This window comes from Allobosea lupini, assembly GCF_900109525.1.
GTDB lineage: Bacteria > Pseudomonadota > Alphaproteobacteria > Rhizobiales > Beijerinckiaceae > Allobosea > Allobosea lupini.
This window is the reverse complement of the sequence record NZ_FOAN01000011.1, coordinates 127,554-140,372: the sequence shown is the minus strand read 5'-3', so window position 1 is coordinate 140,372 and position 12,819 is coordinate 127,554. Positions and strand designations below refer to the sequence as shown.

Sequence of the window (12,819 nt, the reverse complement as noted above, 5' to 3'; positions counted from 1 at the left end):
CGGACTACTTGCCGAGCCAAGCGTTGAAGCGCTTGGTCAGGTCCTCGATGTTGTCGTTCCAGAAGTCGATGTCGATCGAGATCGCGCCCGAGAGATTGGCGGGTGAGGTCGGCAGATCAGCGGCAAGATCGGCCGGCACTGCTGCGGCAGCAGCCTTGTTGGGCAGGCCATAGGCGATGTCCTGCGGCAGCTTCGACTGGTTTTCCGGCAGGCTGGCGAAGGCGATGAAATCCATCGCCGCATCCTTGTTCGGGCTGCCCTTCAGGATGACCCAGCTGTCGACGGCATAGATGCTGCCGGGCCAGACGGTCTTGAACTTGGTGCCCTCGGTCTTGTTGATGCCGGTGATGCGGCCGTTATAGGCCGAAGTCATCACGACCTGGCCGGATTTCAGGAGCTGCAGCGGCTGGGCGCCGGACTCCCACCAGATCATGTCGCCCTTGATCTCGTCGAGCTTCTTGAAGGCGCGATCGATGCCGCCGGCGGCCCGCAGGGTCGCGTAGACGTCCTTGGCAGCGACGCCATCGGCCATCAGGGCGAATTCCAGGGCGTATTTGGGGCCGCGGCGCAGGGCGCGCTTGCCCGGAAACTTCTTGGTGTCCCAGAAATCGGCCCAGGAGGTCGGCGCGGTCTTCAGCTTGTCGGAATCATAGGACAGCATCGTCGACCAGACGATGGCGCCGACGCCGCAATCACTGACCGCACTGTCAAGGAACTTGTCCTTGCCGCCGAGCTTGGCCCAGTCGATCTTCTCGTAGATGCCGTCGGCGCAGCCGATCGCGAGCTCGTCGGCCTCGACCTGCACGGCATCCCAGTTCGGCACGCCAGCCTTGACCTTGGCCTGCACGACGCCGACGCCGCCATCCCAGGATTCGTCGAGCACGGGCTTGCCGGTCTTCTCGGCAAAAGGCTTGAAGTAGATCTTGCGCTGGGCGTCCTGATAGTTGCCGCCCCAGGACACGACGGTGAGGTCACGCGCGGAGGCTGCCCCCAAAGCCGACAGCACCAACCCCGCCGCAAGACCGGCGGAGCCTATCACCTGTTTGAAACTGGCCATGTTGGTCTCCCTTGTGTTTGCCGCCCCGGAATTCGCCCCTCGCGAACGCCGAACCAGTCCTTGCCGATCATTGGAACCTCGATCGCATTGTCGCGCCAGAGGCCCTGCAGACCTGTCGGTCGAATTCAGGCACCGATCTCCTGCAGCAATTGCGCGGGAGCCAGCCGCAGGGCGGCGGCGCGACGATGGCCCTCCAGCCCCTCGCTGGCGCTCTGGCGCATGGCAGGCGGCGCGACGGCCGCGACACCGCGCTCGTCCAGCCATTGATGCGTGCAGGTCTTGAGATAGGAGCCCACCCAGAGGCCGCCGGTATAGCGCCCCGCAGCCATCGTCGGCAGCGTGTGATTGGTGCCGCAGCACTTGTCGGAATAGACCACGCTGGCGGCGACACCGATGAAGATCGAGCCGTAATTGCGCAGTTTCCCGGCAGTGGCCCGGGCGTCGCTTGTGTGGACCTCGAGATGCTCGGCAGCGATGTGGTCGGAATAGGCCAGCATCGCGGCCTCGTCTGCGCAGAGGACGATCTCGCCATAGTCGCGCCAGGCCTCGGCCGCCACGCCGGCGGTCGAAAGGTTGCCGAGTTGGCGCTCGACCTCGGCCAGCGTCGCCTCCGCGAGCGCCCGGTCGGTCGTGATCAGGCCGACGCGGGTGCGCACATCATGCTCCGCTTGGGCCAGAAGGTCGACCGCGATGGTGATGGCGTCGCCTGTCTCGTCTGCGACGACGAAGATCTCGCTGGGGCCGGCGAGCTGGTCGATGCCGACGAGCCCGAAGACCTGGCGCTTGGCCTCGTTCACATAGGCGTTGCCGGGCCCGACGATCTTGTCGACCGCCGGGATGCTCTCGGTGCCGAAGGCCATGGCAGCGATCGCCTGCGCACCGCCGACGCGGAAGATGCGGTCGGCGCCGGAAAGATGGCAGCCGGCGATCATCGCCTGGTGCGCTCCCGGCGGCAGGCAGGCGATGACCTCGTCGCATCCGGCGACCTTGGCCGGAACGATCGTCATGATCGGCGCCGACAGCAGCGGGTAGCGTCCGCCGGGCACATAGGCGCCGACGCGGGCGATCGGAATGATGCGATGCCCGAGATGCAGGCCGGGCAGCGGCTCGACATCGAGCGGCAGGATCGTATCGCGCTGCGCCTGGGCGAACGATCGCACGCGTTCGATCGCGAATTCAGTGTCGGCGCGGGTCTGTGGGTCCAGCGCCGCGACGGCCTCTTCGCGCTCCCGGGTACTAACCTCGAACGTCTCGATCTCGACCTTGTCGAACTGGCGGGAATAGTCGCGCAGCGCCGCGTCCCCGGATTGGCGGACTGCGTCGAGGATCTGCTTCACCGTCGCCTCGACCGGGGCATTGTCGCTCCATGCGCTGCGGCCGGGCTGCTTGATGTATGTCAGCCGGCTTGCAAGCTGTGGGTCGAGTTTCGTCATGAAGGTCCGCCTGGGTCTTGGGGAAGCGCTGACATTGACGGCGCTTCCGGTACAGCACGCAAGACGGCGCGGCACTCGTGTTGAGGATATTCACCGTTCGCTCTAGATGTGCGGGCTGACAAAGGGGCATTCGGAGGCGAAGGGCGATCATGAAAATCGGCGACAGGCTGCGCGAATTGCGCTCGCGCCGCAAATTGAGCGTGCGTGCGGTCGCGCTGCGGTCCGGGATCTCGCATTCCTCGATTTCGCTGATCGAGCGCGATCTGATCAGCCCGTCGCTCGACACGCTGCACGCCGTCCTCGACGCGCTCGGCACGACTCTGTCGGGCTTTTTTCTGGATTTTCAGACTGTGTCGCCGCCGAATCCCTTCTGCCGCGCAGCAGACATGACAGAGATCGGCCGGGTCGACGCCATATCCTATCGCGTCATCGGATCGGGCTTTCCCAACCGATCAATGCTGATGCTGCACGAAACCTATGCTCCGGGGGCCGACACAGGCGAGGCCTTCTCCCATTCGGCCCAGGAAGGCGGCATGGTCATCCGCGGAGCGGTCGAGGTGACCGTTGCCGGCCGGACATCGATCCTGGAGCCCGGAGATGGTTATTATTTCGACAGCCGGGAACCACACCGTTTCCGCAATGCCTCGAAGGAGCAGAGCGAAATCGTAAGCGCGATCACGCCCCCCACCTACTAGGGAGGCTGGCTCCAACCCGCTGATGCAGCGGGGGCCTACGGCATCGCTGCTTTCCCACATCCAGGCGCAAGCCTTCTCAAAACCCAGCTCAGCGCGTTCGTGCACCGATGGCCTATCGCGTCGTCTGCCGGGGGGCCCTTCGCTAACGGTCCGCCTGGCCAACGCGTCCGTCTGCTGACCGAAACGGAGGCAGCACGGGCCGCTCTATGACCTGACGGAGTGCGAAGCTTGATTGGATCCGCGCGACGTGCGGCAGTCGGGACAATTGCGTCTTGTGAACATGCTCGAAGTCCTCGACGTCTCGGGCGACGACAGTGAGCAGATAATCGTCCTCTCCCGACATCAGGAAGCACCTCAGAACCGAGGGGCATTTTGCAACGGCCTTTTCGAACGCAGACAGGGCGTCTTCACTCTGGCTGTTCAGAGCCAATCTGACGATGACGGTTACCCCTAGACCGAGCACCTTCTGGCTCAATCGTGCGTGATAGCCGACGATCACGCCTTCCTCCTCCAGGGCGCGTTGTCGTCGGGCGACTGCTGTGGCGGACAAGCCGATGCACTCGGCGAGCTTGATATGGCTTGCACGGCCATCTTCCACGAGTTCGGACAAAAGGATGCGCGACAGATTATCGAGAGTCATGTTGCTGCGTTCCTGCGGCCACGGTCGATCTTACGCACGATACTAGCGTCATATCCATAATTGTCGCTTGAATCCGATGAACTTGGTGGGAATTACACCGCAATTCGTCGAAATCCGATCAAGCTCCTGCGCTACTATCGCCTCTCCAAACGCGGGAGGATCGGATGCGCGTCGGCGTTCCCAAGGAAATCAAGGTTCATGAATACCGGGTCGGCCTAACCCCGGAAGCCGTGCGAGAATATGTGTCGGCGGGGCACGAGGTGCTTGTCGAGACGAATGCCGGCGCTGGCATCTCCGCCTCAGATCAGGCTTACGAAACGGCCGGCGCACGCATCGTGGCGACCGCGGCCGAGATTTTCGCCAAGGCCGAGATGATCGTGAAGGTCAAGGAGCCCCAGCCGTCGGAATGGACCCAGCTCCGCGAAGGACAAATTCTGTTCACGTACCTGCACTTGGCTCCGGATCCGGAGCAGACGGCAGGCCTGCTGAAGTCCGGCGTCACCGCGGTCGCCTATGAAACGGTGACGGATCGCTTTGGCGGCCTCCCGCTGCTCGCTCCCATGAGCGAAGTTGCCGGTCGACTTTCGATCGAAGCGGCGGGATTGTGCCTGCAGCGGCATTCGGGTGGCCGGGGCATGCTGATCGGAGGCGTGCCGGGCGTAGCGCCTGCGCGCGTTGCCATCATTGGCGGTGGCGTGGTTGGGACGCACGCCGCCCGGATGGCGGCTGGGCTTGGAGCTGACCTTGTCATTCTCGATCGGTCTCTCCCCCGCCTCAGGCAGCTGGACGAGCATTTCGGCGGTCGCGTGAAGACGCGCTTTTCCACCCAGCAGGCCATCGAAGAAGAGGTGCTCGCGGCCGATGTGGTGATCGGGGCCGTCCTCATTCCGGGGGCCGCGGCCCCCCGTCTGGTGTCCCGCGAACAGCTTTCCGGGATGAAGCGCGGAGCGGTGCTCGTCGATGTTGCGATCGATCAGGGCGGCTGTTTCGAAACATCTCGCCCGACGACGCACGCTTCGCCCACCTTCGAGATCGAAGGGGTCATTCATTATTGCGTCGCCAACATGCCCGGAGCTGTCCCGCTTACATCGAGTTACGCCTTGAACAACGCCACGCTGCCGTTCGGCCTGGCATTGGCGGCACGTGGCCTGAAGGCGATTGAAGAAGACCCGCACCTCGCCGCCGGCCTGAATGTGCATCGAGGGCGGATCACAAATCCGCAGGTCGCCGAGAGCCTCGGCAAGCCATACGAGCCGGCTCAAAAGGCGATTGCCGCCTGATGATGGGGCTCCAGCTTCAAAGGACGGCAGGGGGCGGAAGCGCACTGTGACCCTGCCCATCCCGTGTCCCCGCAAGGTCTGAAACGCCTCTTTCGGACCGCACTGGGGCATGCGAACACAGGCAGACAGTCCGGATCGGCCCATTTCGGAGACGAAGGCATGTTCACTCACGTCATGATCGGCAGCAACGACTTGGAGCGGGCCAGAGCTTTTTACGACGCCACGTTCGCTGCGTTGGGAGGCGAGCCGGGCGAGATGGATGCCAGGGGCAGGCTGATCTATGCGCACAACGACGGCCGGTTGATGATCACGAAGCCGATCGACGGCAATCCAGCGACCGCAGCCAACGGTGGGACTATCGGTATCGCCGCTGCGAGCCGCGACCATGTCCTCGCATGGCACAAAGCGGGCACGACGCATGGCGGAACGGCGATCGAGAGCCCACCCAGCGAGCGCCCGAATGGAGCGTTCGTCGCCTACCTTCGTGATCCCGACGGAAACAAGCTGACCGCGCGCTCTCGGCCGACGAAGTAACGTAATCGGCAGCAGCCGCGCCGGAGATCATCCCGGATTTCTGGAAATCCGCCGGCAAGCTGCCGGCCCCGATCTCGGCCTCTCCTTTCGAATCTTTTTCGCGGCCCTGGCGAGCAGTCTGTAGATCGCCTGGCGCAGCTGACCCTGACTTGGCGAGGCGACGAGGCCGGCTCTGCTCCAGACTCAAACCCGCTGGAGAGTTCCCTTCAGTGCCCGCGCCGGGCGCGCAGCTCACTCGCCGGCGAGTTTCTCCGTTCGGCTGGACGCTCGTATCGAGGCGATGATCGTCCAGCCGATGATGCCGATCGTGATCGCGGCGAGGACGGCGGCGATCGGCCGGTCGACCAGCCCGATCAGCCGGCCGTCGGACTTGATCATCGAGTTGATGAAGTACTCCTCCAGCAATGGCCCGAGCACGACGCCGAGGATCACCGGCGCCACCGGAAAATCGTTCTCCTCGAGCACGAAGGCCAGGACGCCGAAGGCGAGCATGACGCCGACATCGAACAGCGAATTGTTGATCGCGTAGGAGCCGACGATGGCGAAGAGCAGGATGATCGGCATCAGCACGCGCCGCGGCACGGAGAGCACGCGCGTCGCGATCTTGATGATCGCCCAGCCGAGCGGCAGCATCAGAAGGTTGGCGATGACGAAGACCAGGAAGAGCGCATAAACATTCTCGGGATTGTTGACGAAGATCGTCGGCCCCGGCGCCATGTTCTTCATCATCAACACGCCGATGGCGATCGCGGTGATCGAGTCGCCGGGGATACCGAAGACCAGGGCCGGGATCCAGGCGCCCGCCAGCGAGGAGTTGTTGGAGGCGCCGGCCTCGATCAGCCCTTCCGGATGGCCGGTGCCGAACTTCTCCGGCTCCTTCGAGAAGCGCTTGCTCATCGCATAGGACATCCAGGCCGCCATGTCGGCGCCGCTGCCGGGCTGGATGCCGATGATCGTGCCGAGCGCGCTGCCGCGGATGAGCTGCCAGGGATACTGCTTGGTCAGTCGCCACATATTGGCGAAGATCGGCCCGATCTTCTGGACCACGGCGTGCGGGGCGCTGCCGTCGGAGACCATGTGCCGCATCACCTCCGAGCAGGCGAACATGCCGACCATCATCGGGATCAGCGAGACGCCGCCGAGCATCTCGGTCGACTCGAAGGTGAAGCGCGGCTGGCCGGCCGGGTTGTTCATGCCGACCATCGCGATCAGCAGGCCGATCAGCAGCGAGATGCAGGCTTTCAGCGGCGTCGAGGAGCCGATGAAGACGGCGCCGCCCAGGCCGAGCATGACGATCCAGAAGAACTCGACCGAGCCGAAACCGAGTGCGAAATCGGCGATGGCCGGCGAGGCCACCATCATCACCGCCGTACCGAACAGCCCGCCGAGCACCGAGAACCACAGGCCGATGCCGAGCGCCAGCTCAGGCCTGCCCTTCAGCGTCATCTGGTAGGAATCGTCGACATAGGCCGCCGAGGCCGGCGTGCCGGGGATGCGCAGGAGGCAGCCGGGAATGTCGCCGGAGAAGATCGCCATGGTCGAGGTCGTGACGATCGCGGCGATCGCCGGCACCGGCGGCATGAAGAAAGTCAGCGGCACCAGCAGCGCCGTCGCCATGGTTGCCGAGAGGCCGGGGATGCAGCCGACGACGAGGCCGTAGATCGCCGAAGCGGTGATGACGAAGAGCACATAGGGATCGAGCACCATCCCCAGCGCGGTGACATAGGCGTCGAGCATGGCGGCTTACCAGCGCAAGGGTTCGAGCGGACCCCAGGGCAATTGCACCCCGAGGGCCAGATAGAAGATCGAGTGGATGACGAGCGCGGCCGCGAGCGAGAGCCCGACCGCGTGCAGCGGCTTCGTGTGGCCGGCGAGGAACAGGACGACGAGGATCGCCGTCGCGCAGATCAGGAAGCCGAGGGTCTCGGCGAAGAGCATGTAGAAGATCACCGCTGCCGGGACGAGCAACAGGCGCAGCAGCGCGCCGCCGCTGCGGGCCCAGTCCGAGAGGCCGATCAATGGGCCGGCCTGCGTGGCCCGGGCGCCGCTGATGGCGAGAAGCGCGGCGCAGAGCGCCAGCAGGCCGGACAGGATCAGCGGGAAGGCCGACGGACCGAGCGGCTGCTGCGACGGGTTCGGCAGGTTCCACGAGGCGAACGCGACCAGGCCCGCGAGGGCGAGGAAGGCGAAGCCTCCGAAGAGATCGTTGAACTTCATGACGGGCTCGGTGTGCGCGATGGAAACGGGCGCGGCGTAGGCCGCCGCGCCCCGGTCATTGCGAAGAGCGACCGACTACTGGCGCAGGCGCAGGCCGAGCGCGCCCATGATCTCGCCGTTGTTCTTGTGCTGGGTGGCGAGGAAGGTGCCGAAGGCCGGCCCCTTGGCAAAGGCATAGCCGAAGCCGCGCTCGGCCAGGAAGGACCTGTAGGCCTCGGAGTTGGCGACCTTTTCAGTCGCCTCGACCAGGCGGGCCGTCACATCCGCCGGCAGGCCGGCCGGGGCGGCAAGGCCGCGCCAGGTGCCGCCCTCATACTCCTTGCCGATCGCGTCCTTGACGGTCGGCACGCTCGGGAAGGCGCCGATCTTCTCCTTCGACATCACCGCCAGAGACTTGACGCGGCCGGCATCGAACATCGCCTTGCCTTCCGGCAGGGAGGACGGGACGATCTGGACGCCGCCGGACGCCAATTCCTGGAAGCCGGGGGCCGCGCCTTGGCTCGGCACCACCGTGACGCTCTTGGGATTGATGCCCTCGAGCTGAAGCAGGCCGGCGAAGGCGAGATGATAGGCGGCGCCGGCCGCCATGCCGGAGAGCTTGTAGTGGCCGACGGGCTGCTTCTTGATGTCGTCGAGCGCGGCGCGCAGGTCCGCCCAGGGCGAGTTCGTGGCGACGTTGAAGGCGGCCGAGTCGAAGTTCACCAGCGCGACCGGCGTGAGCTTCTCATAGGTGAAGGGAGCGGTGTTCGACCAGTAGTAGGTCGTGACCTCCGCCGTCGCGAGGCCGATCGTGTAGCCGTCGGGCTTGGCGTTGACCATCTCGGTATGGCCGACCACGCCGCCGCCGCCGGTGCGGTTGACGACGTTGACCGGCTTGCCGAGTTCCTTCTCCAGCCCGGCCGCGAGGATGCGGGCGACCGCATCGGTGCCGCCGCCGGCGGCCCAGGGCACGACCAGCGTGATCGGGCGCTCGGGCCAGGCGGCGAAGGCGGGCAGCGACACAGCCGCCACGGCGGCAGAGAGCAGCAATTTCGTGAGTTTCATGGCGTTTCTCCCGGAACGGTTTTCTTGTTTGGGCTGGCTCCATCCGCCAGCGCGGCGCTGGAGAGCATGTGGCCGCGCGTGTAGCCGAGCACCTGTCGCATCGCCTGGCGGGCCTGTTCGGGCTCGCCGGCGGCGATCGCCTCGACGACTGCGGCGTGGTTGGCGAGGTTGCCGGCGAAGACATCGACGGTGAAGTCGAACATCGCGCTCAGAATCGTATCGATCGCGCCGCGGAAGCTGCGCAGGATCGGGTTGTTGGTGGCGTCGAGGATCGCAAGATGGAAACGCTTGTCGGCGGCGATGGCGGCCTGCGGATCGTCCTGACCGATTTCCATCTCGGACAGTGCCGCGCGGATGCGCGCGAGATCCTCCGGGGTGGCGCGGGTCGCGGCCAATGCCGCTGCCTCCGGCTCGATGATCTCGCGCGTCTCTTCAAGAGCGAGCAGCAGGCCGCGGTCGAGCCCATCCTCGCTGCGCATCCAGCCGAGCACTTCGCGGTCGAGCAGCGTCCAGTCGTGCTGCGGGCGGACCTGCGTGCCGTGCCGAGGCCGCACCGTGAGCAGGCCCTTGGCGACGAGGGTCTTCACGGCTTCGCGGACGACACTGCGGCCGACGCCATAGCGTTCGGCGAGATCAGGCTCGGCCGGCAGCACGGTACCCGAAGCGATCTCGCCGCGCACGATCGCGGCGCCGAGCGCTGCGACCATCATGCCGATCTTTCCTGGCTTGCTGCCTCGCGCCATGACCCGTTTTCTCTCCCGCGGCGGGAAACTGTCACGTCCGGGGCTTGCGCGCAAGCATTCATCTGATGTTTAACATCTGATCATTGAAGCGAGGCACGCCATGACCACTGAGACCGCGTTCACCGGCATCCATGCGATCCTCTACGCGCTGTTCGACACGCAGGAGCGGCTCGATCGGCAAGCGATGCGACGGCAGGTCGAGATCTGCCTGGAGCACGGCGCCCATGGCATCGCCGCGCTCGGTCTTGCGACGGAAGTCTCCAAGCTGACCGTGCCGGAGCGGCGCACGGTGATGGAGTGGACCTCGGAGGATGTCGGGGGCGTTAAGCCGCTCGGCTTCACCATCTATGGCACCTCGGTGGCCGAGCAGGTCGAGCTGGTTCGAGCGGCGGAGGAAGCCAAGGCCGATTGGGTGATCCTGCAGCCGCCCATGGTCGGCAGTTTCGCTGCAACCGAATACATCCGCTTCTTCGGCCGCATCGCGGATGCCACACACCTGCCGGTCGCGATCCAGAACGCCCCCGCCTATATGGGCCGCGGCCTGTCGGCGGAGGATATCCGCAGCCTCGTCGCGCAGCATCCGAACATCCGGCTGGTCAAGGGCGAGGGGCCGGCGACGGAGATTCGGCAGCTGATCGACACGACCGAGGGCCGCCTGCCTGTGATGAACGGCCGCGGTGGGCTCGAGCTGATCGAGAACCTGCGCGCCGGCTGCGTCGGCATGATCCTCGCGCCCGAACTGATCGACCTCACCGTGGCGATCTATGAGTGCTTCGTCTCGGGCGACGAGGTCACGGCCGAGGCCAGCTATCGCGAGGTACTGCCGACGATCGTCTTCATCATGCAATCGTTGGAAAGCCTGATCTGCTACGGCAAGCGCCTCTTCGGCGTGCGTGCAGGCATCGAGATCCATGATCGCGCGCCGGCCATGCGGCCGACGGCCTTCGGACTGGAGCTCGTTCGCGGCCATGCCCGGCGGGCTGGATTGTTCGAAGCCAGCCGTCGCTAGGAGAGGCCCTCGTCGACCATGCGGGCGGCAACGAGGAGACGAGCCCCCGCAGTGGCTGGAGCCTCAACGCCAGCTGCGGCGCCAGAGCACGAAGATGCCGCAGGCGGCCAATTGCGCGGCGACCAGCAGATAAGGCCAGTCGAAGCTCGCCGTCCGGCTGGCGATGAAGGCGAAGATCAGGGGCCCGCAGAACGAGCCGGTGAAGCCGAAAAGATTTGCGGCGGAGGTGACGTCGCCGATCTGCGTCGGCGGCGCCAACCGCGCCAGCTCGGCCATGTAGACCCCGTTCCAGCCCAGCGACGTCGCACCGATAAATGCGACCGAGCAGTACAGGGCCCATGACGGACCCGCTGCCGACCAGACGAGCAGGACGACCGCAGCGCTCGCGGCGAACAGAAGCAGGCCGAGCAGGAGCAGGCCCCGGCGCCAGCGATCCGCCAGCCAGCCCAGGGCGATCCGCGAGACCGTGCTGGCGGCGAGCAGGACGGCCATGAAGTAGCCGGCCTCCGCCAGGCTCTTGCCGTGCTGCGTCACCAGATAGGTCGCCGTGAAGGCCTGGACGCTGGTCTGGGCGACCGAAAACGAGATGCCCATGCCGGTGAGCAGCGGCAATGTCGGGTGCGTGCGGATGACTTCCGCCGCGCGGCGCAGGGCCGAGGGCGACAGGAACGTCCGGGCCCATTGCCGATTGGTAGGCCCCCTCTCCACATCGAGCCGCTTCTGGAACGGCTGCACAGCCAGCAGGCTGAGCAGGACGATGGCCGCGATCAGCCAGATCGTATGGGTAAAGCCCAGCCCGATGACGGCCGGAGCCACCGAAAGACCGGCGATCGTTCCGCCAAGCGGGACGCCGGCCTGTCGGATCGAGAAGATCAGGTTGCGATGCGTGGGCGGCGCCGTCCGCATCAGCATCGTGCTGCCCGCCGGATTGTTGGGCGCGGTACCAAGGCCGAGCACGAGCGCGCCGGCGAAGCCGAGGATGGCGATCGGTTGCGACAGCAGGATCAGGCCGAGGCACATTGCTGCGAGGCCGATCTGCAAGGTCCGGATCGGGCCGTGATGGTCGAGCATCGGGCCGCCGCAGGCCAGGCACCAGCAGATGCCAATCGAGACAGCGGAGGACACATAGCCAATGCTCTCCGGCGGCAGGTTCCAGCGCTGTGTCAGGATCGGACCGAGAAGGGGAACTGCTGCGGCAGCGAAGGAGCTTACGATCTGCACGAGGAGCGTGGCGCTCAAGGCGCTCCCCCACAAAGGCAGCTTCAACGCGATCTCCTCCCGACGCCGTCACCACATTTCCCGGCCAGCAAACCGCCTTTCGGCGGCGCTGTGCACGATGTCGGCTTGCGTTGGTCTTCCGTGAATCCGCCGTTGCGGTCGAGGGCCAGGCACGCCTTGCCTGACCTGCAGGATTTGCATGCAACCGCCTCACCACGGCCGAGATGGCTAGCGCCAGGCGTCAGACCGCCAGAGCCGTCAGCAGGCGCGCGCGGTCCGTTTCGTCCTCGGCGTCGCCGCTGAGGACGATCCGTCCGCGCTCGATGACGACGAAGCGATCTGTCACCGACAGCGCCTCGTGCACGTTCTGCTCGACCAGAAGCACGATGCAGCCGCGCTCGCGCAGTTCGCGCACGATGGCGAAGACCTCGGCGACGATCATCGGCGCCAGCCCTTCGCTGGGTTCGTCGACCAGCACGAGCCTGGGCTCGCCGACCAGCACGCGCGCCATGGCGAGCATCTGCTGCTCGCCGCCCGACAGCGTCGTGCCGAGCTGGCGGCGGCGCTCGCCGAGGCGGGGAAAGCGGTCGTAGATCTGGTCGATGGCGGCGCGCTCGGCTTTGGCTGCCCGGCCCCGTACCTGCAGCAGGCCGAGCTGCAGGTTCTCCTCGACCGTCAGGCCGGGGAAGATGCGCCTGTCTTCCGGCACCAGCCCAACGCCGGAGAGGCAGATCCGGTCGGGCGCGAGCCCGTTCAGGGATTGCCCGCCGAGCGTGATCGCGCCCTCGCTCGGTTTCACCCAGCCGGCGATCGTCTTGAGCAGCGTCGTCTTGCCGACGCCGTTGCGGCCGAATATGCCGATCACCTCGCCGGGCGCCGCCGAGAGGTCGATGCCCTGGATGACGTGGCTCAAGCCGTAATGGCTGTGTAGTCCGTTGATCGCGAGCAT

General features: G+C 65.9%; 13 protein-coding genes. 4 read left to right on the top strand and 9 right to left on the bottom strand.

What is annotated here, in order from left to right; all coding sequences use genetic code 11:
* Positions 1-4: 4 nt before the first annotated feature.
* Both BMZ21_RS25995 and hisD read right to left on the bottom strand, forming a co-directional pair.
* Complete coding sequence (locus tag BMZ21_RS25995) at positions 5-1,057, bottom strand: ABC transporter substrate-binding protein (protein WP_091841678.1); 1,053 nt, start codon at positions 1,055-1,057, stop codon at positions 5-7.
* A gap of 125 nt (positions 1,058-1,182) precedes the next feature.
* The gene (gene hisD, locus BMZ21_RS25990; RefSeq protein ID WP_091841675.1) at positions 1,183-2,490 is read right to left on the bottom strand and encodes a histidinol dehydrogenase; all 1,308 of its coding nucleotides are present in this window, start codon (positions 2,488-2,490) and stop codon (positions 1,183-1,185) included.
* 146 nt (positions 2,491-2,636) lie between these two features.
* On the opposite strand from hisD, the gene BMZ21_RS25985 reads away from it, so the two are divergent.
* On the top strand, positions 2,637-3,185 hold the full coding sequence (locus BMZ21_RS25985; RefSeq protein ID WP_091841672.1) for a cupin domain-containing protein: 549 nt from the start codon (positions 2,637-2,639) through the stop codon (positions 3,183-3,185).
* Between the two features lie 142 nt (positions 3,186-3,327).
* Here BMZ21_RS25985 and BMZ21_RS25980 read toward each other — a convergent pair whose 3' ends face one another.
* Positions 3,328-3,825 carry an Lrp/AsnC family transcriptional regulator gene (locus BMZ21_RS25980; RefSeq protein ID WP_091841669.1) on the bottom strand — a complete coding sequence of 166 codons (498 nt, stop codon included), beginning with the start codon at positions 3,823-3,825 and terminating at the stop codon, positions 3,328-3,330.
* Positions 3,826-3,989: 164 nt separating this feature from the next.
* Between BMZ21_RS25980 and ald the strand changes: the two genes are divergently transcribed.
* Together ald and BMZ21_RS25970 are read left to right on the top strand one after the other, a co-directional pair.
* The gene (gene ald / locus BMZ21_RS25975; RefSeq protein ID WP_091841667.1) at positions 3,990-5,105 is read left to right on the top strand and encodes an alanine dehydrogenase; all 1,116 of its coding nucleotides are present in this window, start codon (positions 3,990-3,992) and stop codon (positions 5,103-5,105) included.
* Positions 5,106-5,264: 159 nt separating this feature from the next.
* Positions 5,265-5,639, top strand: coding sequence for a VOC family protein (locus BMZ21_RS25970; protein WP_091841664.1), 375 nt, complete (start codon positions 5,265-5,267; stop codon positions 5,637-5,639).
* Between the two features lie 231 nt (positions 5,640-5,870).
* Here the strand turns inward: BMZ21_RS25970 and BMZ21_RS25965 are convergent, their stop codons facing one another.
* The 4 genes from BMZ21_RS25965 to BMZ21_RS25950 all read right to left on the bottom strand — a co-directional run bounded on the left by BMZ21_RS25965 (position 5,871) and on the right by BMZ21_RS25950 (position 9,610).
* Positions 5,871-7,376, bottom strand: coding sequence for a tripartite tricarboxylate transporter permease (locus BMZ21_RS25965; protein WP_091841662.1), 1,506 nt, complete (start codon positions 7,374-7,376; stop codon positions 5,871-5,873).
* Positions 7,377-7,382: 6 nt separating this feature from the next.
* A complete protein-coding gene (locus BMZ21_RS25960) occupies positions 7,383-7,856 on the bottom strand; it encodes a tripartite tricarboxylate transporter TctB family protein (RefSeq protein ID WP_091841659.1) in 474 nt (157 codons plus the stop codon).
* A gap of 75 nt (positions 7,857-7,931) precedes the next feature.
* Positions 7,932-8,900 (bottom strand): Bug family tripartite tricarboxylate transporter substrate binding protein, encoded by a 969-nt coding sequence (locus BMZ21_RS25955; RefSeq protein WP_091841656.1) that lies wholly within the window; start codon positions 8,898-8,900, stop codon positions 7,932-7,934.
* A complete protein-coding gene (locus BMZ21_RS25950) occupies positions 8,897-9,610 on the bottom strand; it encodes a FadR/GntR family transcriptional regulator (RefSeq protein ID WP_244544012.1) in 714 nt (237 codons plus the stop codon). Before BMZ21_RS25950 ends, BMZ21_RS25955 begins: the two co-directional genes overlap by 4 nt.
* Positions 9,611-9,743: 133 nt before the next feature.
* On the opposite strand from BMZ21_RS25950, the gene BMZ21_RS25945 reads away from it, so the two are divergent.
* Positions 9,744-10,652, top strand: a complete 909-nt coding sequence (locus BMZ21_RS25945; protein WP_091841652.1) for a dihydrodipicolinate synthase family protein — start codon at positions 9,744-9,746, stop codon at positions 10,650-10,652.
* Between the two features lie 63 nt (positions 10,653-10,715).
* Here BMZ21_RS25945 and BMZ21_RS25940 read toward each other — a convergent pair whose 3' ends face one another.
* Together BMZ21_RS25940 and BMZ21_RS25935 are read right to left on the bottom strand one after the other, a co-directional pair.
* Positions 10,716-11,891 (bottom strand): MFS transporter, encoded by a 1,176-nt coding sequence (locus BMZ21_RS25940; protein WP_167561756.1) that lies wholly within the window; start codon positions 11,889-11,891, stop codon positions 10,716-10,718.
* A gap of 220 nt (positions 11,892-12,111) precedes the next feature.
* Positions 12,112-12,819: an ABC transporter ATP-binding protein gene (locus BMZ21_RS25935; RefSeq protein WP_091841646.1), complete on the bottom strand. Its 708-nt coding sequence runs from the start codon at positions 12,817-12,819 to the stop codon at positions 12,112-12,114.

Bases quoted from the DNA above. Each gene is read 5' to 3' on its own strand.
- BMZ21_RS25995 (WP_091841678.1), bottom strand. From the start codon at position 1,057: ATGGCCAGTTTCAAACAGGTGATAGGCTCCGCCGGTCTTGCGGCGGGG.
- hisD (WP_091841675.1), bottom strand. From the start codon at position 2,490: ATGACGAAACTCGACCCACAGCTTGCAAGCCGGCTGACATACATCAAG.
- BMZ21_RS25980 (WP_091841669.1), bottom strand. From the start codon at position 3,825: ATGACTCTCGATAATCTGTCGCGCATCCTTTTGTCCGAACTCGTGGAA.
- ald (WP_091841667.1), top strand. From the start codon at position 3,990: ATGCGCGTCGGCGTTCCCAAGGAAATCAAGGTTCATGAATACCGGGTC.
- BMZ21_RS25970 (WP_091841664.1), top strand. From the start codon at position 5,265: ATGTTCACTCACGTCATGATCGGCAGCAACGACTTGGAGCGGGCCAGA.
- BMZ21_RS25965 (WP_091841662.1), bottom strand. From the start codon at position 7,376: ATGCTCGACGCCTATGTCACCGCGCTGGGGATGGTGCTCGATCCCTAT.
- BMZ21_RS25960 (WP_091841659.1), bottom strand. From the start codon at position 7,856: ATGAAGTTCAACGATCTCTTCGGAGGCTTCGCCTTCCTCGCCCTCGCG.
- BMZ21_RS25955 (WP_091841656.1), bottom strand. From the start codon at position 8,900: ATGAAACTCACGAAATTGCTGCTCTCTGCCGCCGTGGCGGCTGTGTCG.
- BMZ21_RS25950 (WP_244544012.1), bottom strand. From the start codon at position 9,610: ATGATGGTCGCAGCGCTCGGCGCCGCGATCGTGCGCGGCGAGATCGCT.
- BMZ21_RS25945 (WP_091841652.1), top strand. From the start codon at position 9,744: ATGACCACTGAGACCGCGTTCACCGGCATCCATGCGATCCTCTACGCG.
- BMZ21_RS25935 (WP_091841646.1), bottom strand. From the start codon at position 12,819: ATGCTCGCGATCAACGGACTACACAGCCATTACGGCTTGAGCCACGTC.